13 protein-coding genes are annotated in these 16,430 nt (G+C 43.2%); 3 read left to right on the plus strand and 10 right to left on the minus strand.

Going from position 1 to position 16,430, the window contains the following annotated elements; genetic code table 11:
• Window positions 1-59: 59 nt before the first annotated feature.
• The 5 genes from MKY73_RS15535 to MKY73_RS15555 all read right to left on the minus strand — a co-directional run bounded on the left by MKY73_RS15535 (window position 60) and on the right by MKY73_RS15555 (window position 4,536).
• Window positions 60-1,202 (minus strand): DUF4309 domain-containing protein, encoded by a 1,143-nt coding sequence (locus tag MKY73_RS15535; RefSeq protein WP_339261120.1) that lies wholly within the window; start codon window positions 1,200-1,202, stop codon window positions 60-62.
• Window positions 1,203-1,501: 299 nt separating this feature from the next.
• Complete coding sequence (locus MKY73_RS15540) at window positions 1,502-2,635, minus strand: serine hydrolase domain-containing protein (protein WP_339302497.1); 1,134 nt, start codon at window positions 2,633-2,635, stop codon at window positions 1,502-1,504.
• 214 nt (window positions 2,636-2,849) lie between these two features.
• On the minus strand, window positions 2,850-3,044 hold the full coding sequence (locus MKY73_RS15545; protein WP_339302498.1) for a hypothetical protein: 195 nt from the start codon (window positions 3,042-3,044) through the stop codon (window positions 2,850-2,852).
• A 172-nt stretch (window positions 3,045-3,216) separates the two neighbouring features.
• On the minus strand, window positions 3,217-4,089 hold the full coding sequence (locus MKY73_RS15550) for a YitT family protein (protein ID WP_339302499.1): 873 nt from the start codon (window positions 4,087-4,089) through the stop codon (window positions 3,217-3,219).
• A gap of 90 nt (window positions 4,090-4,179) precedes the next feature.
• On the minus strand, window positions 4,180-4,536 hold the full coding sequence (locus MKY73_RS15555; protein ID WP_339302500.1) for a MerR family transcriptional regulator: 357 nt from the start codon (window positions 4,534-4,536) through the stop codon (window positions 4,180-4,182).
• Window positions 4,537-4,647: 111 nt separating this feature from the next.
• On the opposite strand from MKY73_RS15555, the gene MKY73_RS15560 reads away from it, so the two are divergent.
• Window positions 4,648-5,421, plus strand: a complete 774-nt coding sequence (locus MKY73_RS15560; RefSeq protein WP_339302501.1) for an SDR family NAD(P)-dependent oxidoreductase — start codon at window positions 4,648-4,650, stop codon at window positions 5,419-5,421.
• A 194-nt stretch (window positions 5,422-5,615) separates the two neighbouring features.
• Here MKY73_RS15560 and nspC read toward each other — a convergent pair whose 3' ends face one another.
• Together nspC and MKY73_RS15570 are read right to left on the minus strand one after the other, a co-directional pair.
• Window positions 5,616-6,743 carry a carboxynorspermidine decarboxylase gene (gene nspC, locus MKY73_RS15565; RefSeq protein ID WP_339302502.1) on the minus strand — a complete coding sequence of 376 codons (1,128 nt, stop codon included), beginning with the start codon at window positions 6,741-6,743 and terminating at the stop codon, window positions 5,616-5,618.
• Window position 6,744: 1 nt separating this feature from the next.
• Window positions 6,745-7,983: a saccharopine dehydrogenase family protein gene (locus MKY73_RS15570; protein ID WP_215078946.1), complete on the minus strand. Its 1,239-nt coding sequence runs from the start codon at window positions 7,981-7,983 to the stop codon at window positions 6,745-6,747.
• Between the two features lie 1,063 nt (window positions 7,984-9,046).
• Here MKY73_RS15570 and MKY73_RS15575 point away from each other — a divergent pair.
• The gene (locus MKY73_RS15575) at window positions 9,047-9,694 is read left to right on the plus strand and encodes a TetR/AcrR family transcriptional regulator (protein ID WP_339302503.1); all 648 of its coding nucleotides are present in this window, start codon (window positions 9,047-9,049) and stop codon (window positions 9,692-9,694) included.
• A 20-nt stretch (window positions 9,695-9,714) separates the two neighbouring features.
• A complete protein-coding gene (locus MKY73_RS15580) occupies window positions 9,715-12,039 on the plus strand; it encodes an MMPL family transporter (protein WP_339302504.1) in 2,325 nt (774 codons plus the stop codon).
• A gap of 120 nt (window positions 12,040-12,159) precedes the next feature.
• On the opposite strand, the gene MKY73_RS15585 is transcribed toward MKY73_RS15580, so the two are convergent.
• The 3 genes from MKY73_RS15585 to MKY73_RS15595 form a co-directional block, all read right to left on the minus strand.
• Window positions 12,160-12,915: a gamma-glutamyl-gamma-aminobutyrate hydrolase family protein gene (locus MKY73_RS15585; RefSeq protein ID WP_339302505.1), complete on the minus strand. Its 756-nt coding sequence runs from the start codon at window positions 12,913-12,915 to the stop codon at window positions 12,160-12,162.
• A gap of 214 nt (window positions 12,916-13,129) precedes the next feature.
• The gene (locus tag MKY73_RS15590; protein ID WP_339302506.1) at window positions 13,130-15,115 is read right to left on the minus strand and encodes a methyl-accepting chemotaxis protein; all 1,986 of its coding nucleotides are present in this window, start codon (window positions 15,113-15,115) and stop codon (window positions 13,130-13,132) included.
• A 319-nt stretch (window positions 15,116-15,434) separates the two neighbouring features.
• Complete coding sequence (locus MKY73_RS15595; RefSeq protein ID WP_339302507.1) at window positions 15,435-16,319, minus strand: aminoglycoside phosphotransferase family protein; 885 nt, start codon at window positions 16,317-16,319, stop codon at window positions 15,435-15,437.
• Window positions 16,320-16,430: the final 111 nt, after the last annotated feature.

A 16,430-nucleotide genomic window follows, 5' to 3' on the forward strand; every position in this document is an offset into this window, starting at 1 on the left:
TAGCGGCTTTTGTCTGTTTATACAGTCCCATGAATATTCAATTCTCTGGATTATATCCCTTAATATATACTCGTAAAGTCAATCAAGTCCTCTTCTTCCTCATAGTTAAATACAATGGCGTGATTACCCAAATGATATACCATCTCATAACCACCTACGACTTCATTGTAATATTCTGAAGACGGTTTCCCCATCCATATTCTCACATTCCATGGCGAAAGATTTTGCTTCTCATTGTACAGGTCAAAAACGGCAATACGTGATTTATTGGTAAGCTCGTGCATATATGAATCGAATCCAACGCCGAATTTAGAATAATAATAGAACGCTCCCCATTCTTCGTTAGAACGAGAATTGGGTTTCCCCAGCTTTTTTTGTGCATTTTGAAGCGTCATGCCAATCTTGATGTCCGTTCGCCCAGGCAATGCACCCTTCAGTGCAGCATCCTTCAGACTTTTCAGGTAAGCACGATCGCCAACACCCGAGTTCGGCCAATCTCTTGTACGAAGGTTGCGCGTATCTTCCAACCGCATTTCCAATTTGTTCACATTCAGCTTAAACGTATTAACGCCATAGACGAATTGAAGGTTGTTGTAATTTTTGAACTGCACTCGGGCACCTGTAAGAGTACGAATTCCACCATCTCTGATCGCGGAGTATGCATCGTCAATTTTTTTTCCTTTATTATCGACATATGTGACACGGCGCAATTCCCCGGAACGAACGATATACGTTTTCACTTCATTGAAATTAGAAGTTCCCCAGTCCGTGATCATCAGCATATCTGGTGTACTCGCCTCTTTGCCTTTCACAACGAAGTTCCAGGTTTGAGGCAAAATAATCGTATTCAGATCCAGTTTTGCTGCTTGCACTGTTCCGTATGCTGCACCTTTTTTCAGCAAGGCCGCCCGATAGGTTCCAGTGTAACTTTTATCTCCTTTTTTATTTTTCGTCCAACCATTTTCCTCGGTCAGCGTGCTCTTCTGTTCATCATAAGCAAAAATATAAACCGTGTATGCCGTTTGCTTGGCATCACGAAGCGTAAATGAAAGCCGGCTCATACTTTCCAGCTGTTTGGCTGAGATTTGCTCTCCTTTGGCAGCGGCATTGGGCGGCAGCAGGAGCAATGCGCTCAGAACATAGCTGATTAAGGTAAGTAAGGCTAGGGAAGCCCATTTTGCTTTGTATTTAGGGTGTATCATTGATGACTCTCCTCTGATTAATAAAATATACATCTAAAAGCTCATTTCTAATTTTTAATCGTGCATAATCTCAACATTTTAATAAGTCTTGCTAGAGTGTACTTTTGATCAAGCTATGTAATTAATATAGGTTTACGTTCAATAAGCATGTCCTCCTACTAGTACTATTTTCCTAAGAATGATAACATACCCTTTCTAATAAAGAAATATATATCAATCTATTTTTTCGTTATTAATCCATATAACATAAAAAAGCCGCTGATCAGCGGCTCTTCTTCCACATTCGAAAACGATATAATTTATAGACAGGAGTACACCACGTTACGTAAGCGTCGTTGAACATATCCTTCCTGACTGTTCAGCAAATGCTGGGCATACATGACCGTAAGCTCTGAATCCGGATCAATAATAGCCATACAACCAGCAGCACCACTCCATCCAAATTCACCAAGCGGGCTCAGCGAACCACTGCGTGCTTTGGAGATATGCGTACGGACACCTAGTCCATAGCCGTATCCATACATATGATCCCACGAATAGTCACCGCGAGTCATCTCGTTCAGATGATCCGTTCGCATCAGTTCCACTGAAGCTTGTGACAGTACGCGTACACCTTCAGGACTTGTACCACGTCCAGTAAGCGCGTTCAGAAACCGTGCATAATCGCTAACGGTTGATAACAACCCAGCGCCACCGCTCTCCAGCTCAGTACCTACACGGAATCCATTCCCATCCATACGTACAGCCTTTTCAAGTTCGTCATTGTATGCATATTGCGGAATAAGGCGTTTCTGCTGCTCATTGTTCAGATTGAACGTTGTGTCGTTCATACCAAGTGGTCCGGTGATTTCGTCCCGTAGATACGCACCAAAGCTTTTACCACTGACGACTTCCACCAAGGCTCCGAGCACATCATGGCACATGCTGTAATTCCAATGTGTTCCTGGCTCAAACAAAAGCGGTTCCTTCGCTAGCGCTTTCGCGAATTCACGTGTTGGCAATGTTCCGTGGGTGTTTTTTACGGCTTCCTGAATACTTGGACTACCTACGTCATAGGAGAATCCGGCGGTCATGGTGAACAAATCGCGTACGGTAATGGCTCTTGTAGCCTTTTCCAGTCGAACCTCTCCGTTTACCATCGTTTTCTTCACCGTCATATCGGCATATTCGGGCAAATAATCGGAAAGTGGATCACTTAGCAGTATTTCACCTTTCTCCACTAGTTGCAGTCCTGCCACACAGGTCATGATTTTACTCATGGAGTATAGATTGAAGATTGCTCCATCGCTAATAGGCGTTTTGTCCTCCAGATTAGCGTAACCATTACGGTAATGGAAAACAGTATCATTTCGATGCATCACCAATACCTCTGCCCACGGTATACGCCAAGATGTCATGCGGTCAATAAATGTAGCAAGTGGTTTAAAGTCCATTTTTTCCCGTCCTTCTATGTAAAATCGTTTATCATTTTGCGATGTGGTCCATGTTCACTCCACAATCCACATAGTAATAATATACGACCTTTTACAACGATTGACCACCTTCTATATCCTCTCTTTTGTGCAACTACCATACATAGTCCTGTGTTGTTAGAAAGCTTGGCATGAATAAGCCGATCCCCTAAAGGATCAGCTTAAATTTGAACTTTTAGACTTCGCCGCGTCTGTTCTCAACCGATTTCATACGGTTTTGATCATCTTCTACCCGGTCAACACTGAACTCTTGGCCAGCTTCAACCTCACCATGACCTGAAATGTTTCGGGAAAAATTAGTGAACTGTCTTTTTTGCTCATCCAGCTCGTGTTTTTTCTTTAAAAGCTCTTGCGGGTCCTGTTTTGTCACAATGCTAACCTCCCAATTAAAATCATGCTAATGAATCACACTACAGAGTTTTCCATAAGAGAGCTGCGCTTATGCATAAAGTACCGATTCCTTTCATAATATGAATCCAACAATCCTCGGTATTCAAACAAAAACGCGCTGACCAGAGTTTCCTCCTGACAGCGCGTTTGGTTTAGTGAATATCCTTCTTCTTGAAATTGCCGCCTCTAACTTCAGCTACATCGTATACGACGACAAAGGCTGATGCGTCAATTTCATGAATGATATCTTTAATTTTGCTCTCTTCCATCCGGTTAATGACACAAGTAATTTCCTTGAATTGTTCATTGGAGTATCCACCATACGCCTCGGTGTACGTTGCACCACGACCTAGACGGTCACGGATGGTTTCAACCATGATCTCAGGTTGAGTGGTAATAATTTTAAACGTTTTGGAGCCGCTTAATCCCTCTTCAACAATATGTATTACTTTGGAAGCAATAAAATACGCAAGTCCTGACAAAATCGCTCCTTGCAGACCGAACACGGTAGAAACGACAATAAAGACAAACATGTTGAGAAACAGAATGAGATCACTGGTTCCAAAAGGTACTTTGCGCGAAAGAAGTACAGCCAGCATATCTATGCCATCCAATGCCCCGCCATTACGTAATGCAAGACCCATACCGAAACCGATGATAATCCCGCCGACCACCGTAACGAGCAAGGTATCACCTTCAATGATGGTTGGCACATGGTGCATCAGACTGGTGCTAATCGCGAGTGATGCAATACCGATGATCGAATATAACGCAAAGCTTTTACCGATTTGCTTGTACCCTAGCCATACAAACGGAATATTAATAATCCCGATGAGCATCCCCAGCGGTAATCCAAACAGCTGTGATCCTACGATACTCAGACCTGTGACACCACCATCTGAGACATTATTCGGGATCAATATGGCTTCCAGGCCATAAGCCGTTATAAATCCCCCAATGATAATCAATAATACTTTGGAGAGGATCTTTAACTTGTTTGACTTTTGTTTTCTGTTTTGATGCATTCCATTTCCCCCTTGATGAACAACCGATAAAAAACAGTCTATAATAAAAATCACTGTTTTGGCAAATAGATCGGCATTGTGTGTGTTACATCATTGCCCGATGAACGTACGGTACGACGAGATTTTATGCTCAAGCATCTCATCGGCTGTGTTAAGGATATGCATCTGTTTTTGAATCGACTCTTTATGATCCTCCAGCAACCTTAGCCGATCTCCCGCTGTATGCTCCCCTTCCTGGAATAAGGATGCATACTTCTTAATGGTAGCAATAGGCATCTGAGTCTCTTTTAATTTGATCACAAATTGAAGCCATTTCAGGTGGGACTCGTTGTATCGCCTGTCCCCACTCGCATCTCGGAGAGGTGTTACAATCTGTTCTTTCTCATAATAACGCAACGTATGTGCACTGATATGGAGTAACTCGGCCACTTCACCAATGGTATGCATGGTTAACCTCCCCTCTATATTCGAGCTTGACTTAGAGTAAGCTCTAGTCAGTATAATCAACTCGTGCTCACATCACAATAAAAAATGAAATCAGATCCAGGAGGAATTCCCATGAAATACACAGTGATTACCGGTGCCAGTTCAGGTATTGGATATGAAGCGGCTTTAGCTTTTGCAGCTCGTGGCAAAAATATGATCCTGGCAGCACGCAGAACGGATGAATTGGACAAGTTAAAAGGAAAAGTGGCTGAAATCAATCCTGATCTGGATGTTGTCATTCGTACAGTTGATCTGTCCATTGCCGCTAATGTGCATGAATTCTATGAAAGTCTTCAGCCTTATTCCATTGAGACATGGATTAACAACGCCGGATTCGGAAATTTTGCTTCCGTGGGCGAACAATATTTGCCTAAGATCGAGCAGATGCTTCATCTGAATATAGAAGCTCTTACGATTCTATCTTCCCTGTATGTACGTGATTATGCAGATGTCGATGGCACACAGATCATTAATATATCCTCCGGTGGAGGATATACGATTGTAGCCGATGCAGTAACTTACTGTGCAACCAAGTTCTATGTAAGTGCGTTTACGGAAGGGCTTGCGCAGGAGTTGAAAGGCAAGAATGCAGCAATGCAAGCCAAAGTGCTCGCTCCGGCTGCAACCGAGACGGAATTTGCGAAACATTCCTTTAATGTAGACGAGTTTGAATATGAAGGCAGAGTTCCGAAGTTCCATACAGCAGAACAAATGGCTGGATTTTTACTTGAGTTGTATGACAGTGAGAGCGTGGTGGGCATTGTGAATGGGTTGACGTATGAGTTTGAACTCAGAGAACCGATCTTTCCATACGCAGCGAGAGCTGCCTCGAAACCACAAAATTAACCCGAAGCTGATGTTCAAACCGAGTCGCCTGATTCCATTTAGACATCACCTAACCTTACTGATAGACATCGATGATAAGCATCATTGCATCTAATCATTAAAACATCATTGGACGTTAAAAAGGGAACCTGTCTCCAGGCTCCCTTCTTTTTTATAATCAATTCTATATTTAATACCTTCTATATAATGAAGTATTATGCCAGCCTCATTTTGAAATCCTGATATCCGAATTCGCGGACAACTTCGCAATCGCCGTCTTTTCTCTTAACAGCAATCGCTGGAAGCGGCATGCCGTTAAACGTGTTGGTTTTCACCATGGAGTAGATCGCCATATCCTCGAATATCAGACGGTCGCCTTCTTGCAAAGGCTGATCAAATGAATAATCCCCAATCACGTCACCAGACAGACAGGTTTGTCCACCAAGACGATACAGATGAGCCTTCTCACCCACTTCTCCCGAACCGATCAGCGGCGGGCGATATGGCATTTCCAGCACATCTGGCATATGACACGTAGCTGAAGTATCCAGAATGGCGATGTCCATGCCATTTTTATGGAAGTCCAGCACAGAAGTCACCAGATAACCTGCGTTCAGCGCAACAGCTTCTCCCGGCTCCAGATATACTTCAAGACCATAATCATTCTGCATACGCTTGATGCAAGCTTCCAATCTTGGAATATCATAATCTTCACGTGTGATATGATGACCACCACCGAAATTGATCCATTCCATTTGTGGTAACCATTGTCCAAACTTCTCAACAACTGCGTTCAACGTAGTCTCCAGATCATCGGAATTTTGCTGACACAGTGTGTGGAAGTGCAGTCCGGAGACACCTTCCAACAGATCTGCATTGAAATCCTCTTGTTTCGCGCCAAAACGCGAACCCGGAGAACACGGATCGTAGATCTCGTGCCCTTCTTGGGTAGAGCATTCAGGATTGACGCGCAAGCCGACCTTACGGCCAGCCTGAAGCGCCTTATCCTTGAATTTGGCAAGCTGTGAAAAAGAATTGAAAATAATATGGTCGCAGATGGAGATAATCTCGTCGATCTCTTCTGCGCGGTATGCCGGAGCAAAGACATGGTTCTCTTTGCCCATTTCCTCGTGGCCCAGGCGTGCTTCATACAGACCGCTCGCCGTAGCGCCGCTCAGGTATTCTCCAATCAGCGGATACATCGCCGTCATGGAGAATGCTTTTTGAGCGAGTACGATTTTGGCACCTGTACGCTGCATAACACCGTTCAGGATTTTCAGGTTTCTCTCGATAAGCGCCTCGTCAACAACAAAACATGGTGTCGGTAATTGCTCGAACCGCATTTTAACGAACAAGCTCCGATTCTTTAACTTCCTCTGGCAGCTCATCAACGAGTACCGGGTTGAAGTCTTCTACCCATGGGAGACCCCATTTGTTCAACTCTTCCATGAATGGATCTGGGTTGAACTCTTCTACATTAAATACACCTGGTTTATTCCATTTGCCTGTCATAACCATTGCCGCACCGATCATTGCTGGAACGCCTGTTGTATAAGAGATCGCTTGGGAACCCACTTCTTTGTAGCACTCTTGGTGATCACAGATATTGTACACATAATATGTTTTGTCTTGACCATCTTTTTTACCTTTGAAAATACAACCGATGTTTGTTTTACCTACAGTGCGTGGTCCAAGGGATGCTGGATCAGGCAGTACTGCTTTCAGGAATTGCAGTGGAATAATTTGTTTACCTTCATATTCAATAGGCTCGATTGAAGTCATGCCCACATTTTCAAGTGCTTTCAAGTGAGTCAGGTAACTTTGACCAAATGTCATGAAAAAACGGATACGTTTCAGACCTGGCATGTTTTTCGCCAAAGATTCCAATTCCTCATGGTACAACAGATACATGTCTTTCTCGCCAACTTCTTTGAAGTCGTAGACACGTTTGATTTCCATCGGTTTTGTTTCGATCCATTCACCATTTTCCCAGTATCTTCCGTTCGCAGAAACTTCGCGAATGTTGATCTCAGGGTTGAAGTTGGTTGCGAACGGATAACCGTGGTCGCCACCATTGCAGTCCAAAATGTCGATGTACTCAATTTCGTCAAAGTAGTGCTTCAGGGCATAAGCGGAGAATACGCCTGTCACGCCTGGATCAAATCCACTACCGAGCAAAGCAGTGATGCCTGCTTGTTCAAAACGCTCTTTGTAATCCCATTGCCAGCTGTATTCAAACTTCGCTGTATCATGCGGCTCATAGTTTGCTGTGTCCATGTAATTTGTTTTCGTTGCAAGGCAAGCATCCATGATTGTAAGATCTTGATACGGCAAAGCCAGGTTCATAACGATATCCGGTTTAACTTCGTTGATCAAAGCGATCAGTTCGTCAACATTGTCAGCATCTACTTGTGCTGTCGTAATTTTCGTTTTTCCGCCGTCCAGCTTGGCTTTGAGTTCATCACATTTGGATTTTGTACGACTCGCGATGCAGATTTCCTCAAAAACTTCGCTGTTTTGAACGCATTTGTGTACTGCCACGGAAGCAACGCCGCCGGCGCCGATGATTAGTGCTTTTCCCATTTTACATTCTCCTATCCCAATTTGTATTTTTTTAATTGGTTTAATTTGGTTTAATACGTTGACAATAACAAGACAACAAAAAAAGCAAGGTGAAAAATGCTCGCAATCGCGCATCATCACACTTGCTTATCGATATACATCATAAAAAAGACGTGAAGTCTCCATGACCAAAAAAGTTCACAAGAACTCCTTGGCGGAAAGCTCCTTCATGTATATCAATATTGGATCAGAGTCTATATAGCAAATAATTCGCCTTTACCACTCTTATTGACCGTTTCACAAGTTGATGTGCAATTGCACTGGTTGTAAAGTAACCAACTTATAAAATTTGAGCTTTGAACTCAATCAATAAAGCAACGTAAGTTGCCAATCGGCGTTTGACCCGGCTGTCCGTATGGCCTTAACTTCCTGGTGAAGTGGTCAAAAATTATCTGCTGGAAAGCTCTAATTCATATTGATAAATCAACTTCCCAAAATCACAGGTCTTACACTATCAGACGTTGAAAAAAAAATCAAGCAATTATCAAAAATTATTTTTTGGACCGGATTACAACTTGGAATGAAATTGACATCCTTCGAAGAGCAATTTAAATGGCTTTATGCATAAAAACCTCATCTTTATTCATATGGTTTACCTCCACAACAATAATGATGTACTCCGATTCATTTTGGTTTATAAGCATTAATCCCCAACACGGTTCAACTCCAATCCTTCCATTAAAATGTAACAGGCAACGATGCCAATCCTTATGATGACAGAGCAGAGATGTGTCAGGAAAAGAAAAGAGCCAGTTTCAACCCGCTTGGATGTTGTCTCATATTCAGTAAATATTAATAAGGTAATCATGGATATTAATTCATCTTCATTCAGTCGATCTCCCCCCTTCTCAATAGCAATGAATTAACGCTAAAATAATTGCACAATGAGTAAATTTGCACAATGGGCAACTTATTGTTATGATAAATCCCACAGAGTGCATACTTATGCTTACGAGTATGTTCTTCATTAAACGACTTTAACCATTGTCATTGTTGTTGGAGGTGAACGCATAAGCGGAGAACAATGATTAAACGAAACTTGCGACATTTGAAGAAAGAAGCAACGGAAAAAGCGCTTGCCGGTGCAGCCTTTGAACTTACCCTTGAACATGGGCTTGATGGCTTTACGGTCGAAGATATCGTGCATCAGGTGGGATGTTCACGTAGAACATTTGCAAACTACTTCACATGTAAAGAAGAAGCCGTAGCAAGAGGAGCCATATCTGTTCAGAATACAACGGAACTTGAAGATTTACTTACCGAAATGCCTGAACATGCCTCCTTGCTTGACGTACTGTATAACCTGATCCAGATGCAACTTACAACAGAATTAATAGGAAGGCTACATCAGCTACTCTCGCTATCCCATACCTATCCCGTACTTGAGCCACATTACCTTGGGGCCATGCACCGGATGCAGACACAGGCACAAGATACCTTATTAGACTTATCCAACGGGAAATATGACGAGATCTATACTTATCTTCTTATTAACGCACTATACGGAACGATACTTCCATTAATTGATGGAAGACTCAATGTGCTGCTTCCCGGACAAGTCATGACTGAAGATACCAAGCCCGGTGCTATTACCTTCGATCAATTTTTGGAAACCACGTTTAGTCATTTGCGGGCAGGATTCGAACATGCCAACTATCCACATTCATCATAGAGGGAGTGTAAAATAGAGAAATGTCTACATTATTATACAGAGTGGGGAAAACTGCTTTTAGCAAACCTGCCTACTTCATCATTGGCTGGGTTTTAATTCTGGGAATTGTCATCTCCATGATCAGCATCAATGGCATTCACATCAGTTCTGAAATGAAGATTGAAGGCACCGAGTCACAGCAGGTTCTGGATCAATTGGCCAAAGAACTGCCTGCCGCCTCCGGGGGGCAAGGAAGTGTTGTGTTCAAGGCACCGGACAACGAACGTCTGGATACGCCTGAACGTTTGGCTGCCATAATGAAAGGTGTTAATGAAGTTTACGGATTAGACAAAGTCATTAATCCTGCGGACTATGCAGCTGAAGCAGCTAATTCGGGTGCTACGGCAGAAATGGCTCAGAATGCTCAGGCTACTGATATGGCACAGTCCGCAACAACCACGCCTCCTCCCTATGGACCTTTGATGGTGGATGGTGTTCCTGTACCTGGTATGCTGATCTCCTCAGACGGCAGTATTGCACTGTTTCAGTTCCAATTTACAATCGAGCAATCTGCCATCACGCAGGATGTATTTGATTCTGTTATTCAATCCGTTATGACAGTAGAGAAAGGAACCAGCATTACGGTCTTGCCAGGCGAAACGCTCAAAGCGGTATCGATTGGTGTCGGCTCCGCAGAGATTGTTGGACTGGTCATTGCTGTAATCGTATTGCTGATCACACTCGGCTCCGTTGTTGCGGCAGGTCTGCCTCTGATTACTGCACTACTGGGTGTTGCGATCGGAGTAGGTGGAGCATTCTCAATCTCCAAATTCATCGAAATGCCAAGTGTTACTTCCGTTCTGGCTCTCATGGTTGGATTGGCTGTTGGAATCGATTACGCTCTCTTCATTGTTAATCGCCAACGTCGAATGATCATTGATCAAGGCTTGAGCGCCAAAGAAGCAACAGCCAGAGCCATTGGTACATCGGGCAGCGCAGTATTTTTTGCCGGGTTAACCGTCATTATTGCACTATGTGGTATGCTCGTCATTGGTCTCACATTCTTGTCTACGATGGCTTTGGTCGCAGCTGCCACCGTGTTTATCAATGTGTTCGTTGCCTTAACCCTGTTGCCGGCTTTACTGGGACTGGTAGGCGAACGAATCTGTTCCGCTAAAGCTCGTGAGAAAAGCACGAAACATCCCAAAGCTGCTAGCCACGGAGTGGCGGATAGATGGGTGAAATTCGTTATCAAGAATCGTTGGGCTACCATTATCGCCATCATCGTCATTCTTGGTTTTGCGGCGACACCGATCGCGAAAATGGAAATGGGTATCCCTGGCGCTTCCTCAGCCAATCTCGATACAGACGCAAGACAGAGCTATGATGCTATCTCGGAAGGCTTCGGAGAAGGATTCAACGGACCGCTTATTCTGGTCGCAGAGCCTAATCAATCTTCCGCCAAAGTCACGCCGGAACTCTTGGGTGGTCTGATGATGGAGCTTCAAGGTCAAAACAACGTTGCACAGGTTACACCACTTGGTATGACAGAAGATTTGGCTATCTTTAGTCTCATTCCAAAAACAGGTCCTAACGATACGCTTACTAAAACACTGGTCAGTGATCTCCGCTCATCAGATTCAAGTATCGCTCAGACCTATGATGTGAAACTTGGGGTTACTGGGCTTACAGCGGTTAACATAGATATGTCAGCCAAACTGGCGCAGGTGTTCCCTATTTATGTAGGCATTATCATCCTGCTGTCACTGATCATCCTGTTACTCGTATTCCGTTCGATCATCGTTCCTATCAAAGCAACGATTGGCTTCCTGCTTAGTATCCTGGCTACATTCGGGATCACGACAGCTGTATTTCAATGGGGCTGGCTGCATTCGCTCTTTGGTTTCGATACGGGCGGACCGTTGCTTAGCTTTATGCCGATCATCGTGACAGGTATCCTGTATGGCCTCGCGATGGACTATCAAGTCTTTCTGGTTAGTTCCATGCGAGAATCATATGTTCATGGTCAACGCGGGACTGAATCCGTCATTCATGGATACAACCAGGTAAGTCGCGTGGTTGTTGCTGCAGCAGTGATCATGGTATCTGTATTTGCAGGATTTATCTTCACCGATGATGTTATGATCAAGCAGATTGGTTTCACCTTGGCGGTAGGTATTCTGATCGATGCTTTCATCATTCGAATGGGACTGGTCCCAGCCATCATGGCTATTTTCGGAGACAAAGCTTGGGCACTTCCAAAATGGTTGGATCGCATTCTGCCAAACCTGGACGTTGAAGGCGAGAAGCTAATCGCTTCCCTTCATGCTGAAGAGCAGGCCAACACCAAGTCTGGATTAAAATAATCATTCCACAACAATGGTAACAGTCATAGAAATCTCACGACTACTCATAACGACTACATTCACCAATACAAAGACCTCCTCTGTTTATATAAACAGGAGGTCTTTTTGCTTCCCCGCATTTTATGCGGTAATGTCTTCAATATGGACATTATAGCGCGGGGATTGAGAAGCATTAACAAACGCCGCAAATAACTGTTGACTACAGTCATCTACGTTGTAGCTGTACTCTGGATGCCACTGCACAGCCAAAACAAATGAACGGTTCGGCATAACCACGGATTCGACGAGTCCGTCTTCAGCGACTGCCACGGCCGTTAATTTATCCGTTAACATCTTGATCCCCTGATGGTGATAGCTGTTTACTTTTATCGTATCTGTTTGCAAAATATCGTATAGGATATTATTTTTCTCAATATGTACATCATGTACAAGATTCGTATACGGCGGACTTTGCTTATGATTAACGATCTTGTTCACATGAAGTTGAAGGCTAGTCGGAATGTCTTGATACAACGTACCACCCAAAACAACGTTAAATAATTGTAGTCCACGGCATATGCCAAAGGCTGGCTTATCAAGCTCAATTACCTTTTGTAATAATACCGACTCCATCATATCGCGTTCAATACATAACTCTCCACAGGTGACCTCTACATGCTCATGATACAGCTCCGGATTGAGATCATGTCCCCCGGTGAACAGGAAGCCATCGAATTCATTAGCCAATGTTCCTATAATCTCGGTATCCGTTGTCAAAGGCAGCATAATCGGAATCCCGCCTGCTCCCTCTATTGCGTTCATATAATCCGGAAGCATCCAGTAACTTTTTTTGTCAGTATCATATAAAGGCAGCACACCGATCATGGGCTTTTTCATGGCTTTACCTCCCAGCTTTTTATTCATTTTATCAGATCTCTTCCTATACAAATTCACTGAATTATTGCATTATCCTACCTCTGTGATCTGAGTACCCGTTTCATCCAGGATGCTGGAAAGCGAAAAAAACAAAGCCGCTAAAACAGCGACTTTGTTTGGTATTCTCATGCTTTGGACCCTGGCACAATCGATCCTGACACATCCATTTTCCACTCTAAAGCTTAAATCGACGAACCAGTTCTTGCATGTTCTCAGCTGTTTTGGATAGCTGTGCAGATGATGCGGATATTTCCTGCATCGAAGCCATTTGCTCTTGGGCTGCTGCTGAAGTTGTCTGAGCGCTATCAGCCGACACTTTAGAGATGTGACTCATGGCGGCAACGGTAGCCGAGACCTCTTCCGTACTGGCTGACAACTGTTCAGAGACAGCGGAAATATCCTGAATTTGATCCACGATATGAGCTGTATATTGTTCAATATTAGATATGGTTGCAGAAGCTTCTTGACTGATCCGCATTCCCTCACCAACTTGATTGCGAACTTTATCATTCATTAGGGAGGTGGATTTGGCAATCAAATCGAGCATTTTGCCAATGGTAGCGCCAATGTCGTCCGCACTCTGTTTGGATTGCATGGATAACGTGCGCACCTCACCAGCAACAACAGCAAACCCTTTACCGTGATCTCCTGCTCTTGAAGCTTCAATAGAGGCATTCAGTGACAGAAGGTTGGTTTGCCGTGAGATATCCGCAATAGCTTCATTCATTCGATTGGCTTCGGCGGATAGACTGGACAGCTCATTAATCAAGGCCGAGGTTTCTTCAACAGCTCCGAGAATATATTCCATTTGTACTCCGACCTGGTTTATGGTTTTCCCGCCATTAGCAACAGCGCGCTCCGTCTCTTCAGCCGAATCAACGATGGCACTCGCCGATTCTGCAATTGTACTGATGCCTCTCGCCATCTCTTCTACGGCATTCGCGGTTTGTTCCGAATTTTCCGCCCCAACGATAGCTGATTCCGCCGTCTGGTACATGGTTTCCGCCACATGTTGAACCGATTGGGTGGTTTGTCCTGTACTTTCCTGAATCATTTGGGAAGAGCGGCTTAACAACGATGACGTCTGATGAAGTTCAGCAACCACCGATTGAAGGGAAATGGTCATTTGGTCAAAATCATTTGCCAACATACCAAATTCGTTTTCGGTTTTAAGATTCACCCGTTCGGACAGGTTCCCTTCGCTTACACTGCGAGTCGCCATTCTCAGTTTTTGCATAGGTACAATAAATGATCTCAGAATGAAGAAAATAATAACTCCAGCAAGCAATACGGATACAGCGATGACGGTTAAACTTGATACCATGATGGGTTTCGCTGCGGCGATAAAGTCTTCATGGCCCATCAAAGCAATGACATTCCACCCCGTCAAGGCATTAACACCGTTATACACCTCCAAATCATACGCCAGATCCGTTCTAACAAATTGAGAAAAGGCCATCGGTTCATCGGAACTTGAAGCCGTATTTGGATACACTGGAATTCCCTCGATGAGCGCTCCGCCGAGTTCTCCTCCCCCACCTTTTACAATGGCACCAGACCAAGCTGCGATGGTTCTATTGGAGTCAACCACAATGAGGCTCCCATTACCCCCTACATCCACATAAGATATTTCGTTTGCTAATCGCTCCAGATCAAGTTTAATACTTGCTACACCTTGTTGATTGGAAAGAGCCTTTGAAATTTCTACATAAATCTTCCCGGATCCCGAATCTGTCATAATACTGGAAAAATAGAGTGATCCATTGTTACTCATACCATTGGCGTACCATTCTGTTTTGCGTGGGTCATATGCTCCATCCTTTATTGCTGAAGATGATATAACACTACCTTGGTCGTTGCCCACAGTTATACTAAGAATATCCGGATATGTATCAGCTAATAGCTCAATTCCTACTTGTATCGCTTCGTTGTTGGCCTGACTGGAAGAGGAGTCATACATACTGTCTATATAACTCAATAATTCTGCTTTTTCCCCGACCAGATTGTTAATATGCTGTCCTGTCATCGTTAAGATGGTATGGATCGGCTCAGTCATTTTTTGTTGTACCTGATCTTTGGCACTATGATACGAGAAATAACCGATAAGTGCAGTTGGAATAATAAGCACTGCTAGGAAAGCTGCAATGAGTCTAGTACTCATTAATCGTAAACGGGCTCCTCCATTCTTATAAAACGACCCTTTGTTCTTTTTCTTTTCCAACGCGAATCTTCCTCTCTTTATCCATTTTTAGTAGAATCAATCGGCAAGTAAACGCAAAAAAACCCATATATATGCACACCCAAAGAGACTTTGAGCGTAAATATACATAGGTATTGCCTGAATGAATTCAGTAACAAGCCGTATTTGTTTCGTATTATAACATAAATTATATCATGAACTAACCCATATATTTCCTTTTAGTGAATTTATGCTCCCAAACGTCAACTGCTCGTTGAACTGAATGGATAAGCATTCGCATTTATCTTTGAGTTTCGTAATCATTAATGATTACTTCTATAATATTATATTGTTCATCTGCAATTGCTTTGTTAGATTGTTTATTACGGTTGTAGGTTATTAAAGCCTTCCATAAGGCCCAACCTCTTGCTCTATTCCAGGTTTCTTCATCAAATTTTATTGCATTCTTAAATGCCTTTCTGCTACTATCATCAAAAAAAGTCCAAGCCATTGCAGCATCGCAAGAAGGGTCTCCTACCCCCAAAATCCCAAAATCAATAACCGCACTCAGTTTACCATTCATAATTAATATATTTCCTGGAGCTATGTCACCGTGGACCCAAACGGGTTCACGAGCCCACTTTGAAGTTAATGCCAGTCCCCAGATTTCTCCCAATAGATGTTTATTAAAAATAGTTACATTATTATTAATGGCATCTCTACACTCATTTTCGTATACAACAATATCTCCGCCCCTATAAAAATTATGTTTGCCAGCTAAGGGACCTTCACTGGCATCAATAGATTGTAATTCAACTAAAAATCCTCCCAAATCAAGTGCAAATTGATTTGCATCATCAATATTGTCTAATGTTGCTGTCTCTCCATCCAACCATTTGTTGACTGACCAAGGATATGGGTAATCTTCACTCGGTTCTCCTTTAGCCAATGGTTCAGTTATTTGTGTAGAGAGATGCTTGGCTAAAATGGGTAACCATTTTTGTTCTTTTTCAACTTGGGGTACATAGGCTTCCTCACTTGGTAACCTAACGCTCATACTGTTTCCTAAGTGAAAAGTTTTATTATCATTCCCACTTTTTTTAACAGGCTTAATTTCTAAATTGGCCCACTCTGGAAATTGGCTATTTATTAACTTCGATACTAAATCTACGTCAATTTTTATCATTTATCATTTCTCCTTTTAATTTTATTAATCACCCAAAACCCAGTTACAGTCCCAAATTGATTTGATAAGTGCATCCTTATCAACCCCCTTTAGTACAAGTTCCGCTATCCT

Source organism: Paenibacillus sp. FSL R5-0519 (assembly GCF_037974275.1).
In the GTDB taxonomy this organism is placed as follows: Bacteria; Bacillota; Bacilli; order Paenibacillales; family Paenibacillaceae; genus Paenibacillus.

Excerpts from the sequence above, each read along its gene's own strand:
- MKY73_RS15555 (WP_339302500.1), bottom strand. The coding sequence starts at position 4,536 with ATGCATACCATTGGTGAAGTGGCCGAGTTACTCCATATCAGTGCACAT.
- MKY73_RS15535 (WP_339261120.1), bottom strand. The coding sequence starts at position 1,202 with ATGATACACCCTAAATACAAAGCAAAATGGGCTTCCCTAGCCTTACTT.
- MKY73_RS15540 (WP_339302497.1), bottom strand. The coding sequence starts at position 2,635 with ATGGACTTTAAACCACTTGCTACATTTATTGACCGCATGACATCTTGG.
- MKY73_RS15560 (WP_339302501.1), top strand. The coding sequence starts at position 4,648 with ATGAAATACACAGTGATTACCGGTGCCAGTTCAGGTATTGGATATGAA.
- MKY73_RS15575 (WP_339302503.1), top strand. The coding sequence starts at position 9,047 with ATGATTAAACGAAACTTGCGACATTTGAAGAAAGAAGCAACGGAAAAA.
- MKY73_RS15580 (WP_339302504.1), top strand. The coding sequence starts at position 9,715 with ATGTCTACATTATTATACAGAGTGGGGAAAACTGCTTTTAGCAAACCT.
- MKY73_RS15595 (WP_339302507.1), bottom strand. The coding sequence starts at position 16,319 with ATGATAAAAATTGACGTAGATTTAGTATCGAAGTTAATAAATAGCCAA.
- MKY73_RS15570 (WP_215078946.1), bottom strand. The coding sequence starts at position 7,983 with ATGGGAAAAGCACTAATCATCGGCGCCGGCGGCGTTGCTTCCGTGGCA.
- nspC (WP_339302502.1), bottom strand. The coding sequence starts at position 6,743 with ATGCGGTTCGAGCAATTACCGACACCATGTTTTGTTGTTGACGAGGCG.
- MKY73_RS15585 (WP_339302505.1), bottom strand. The coding sequence starts at position 12,915 with ATGAAAAAGCCCATGATCGGTGTGCTGCCTTTATATGATACTGACAAA.
- MKY73_RS15550 (WP_339302499.1), bottom strand. The coding sequence starts at position 4,089 with ATGCATCAAAACAGAAAACAAAAGTCAAACAAGTTAAAGATCCTCTCC.
- MKY73_RS15590 (WP_339302506.1), bottom strand. The coding sequence starts at position 15,115 with ATGAGTACTAGACTCATTGCAGCTTTCCTAGCAGTGCTTATTATTCCA.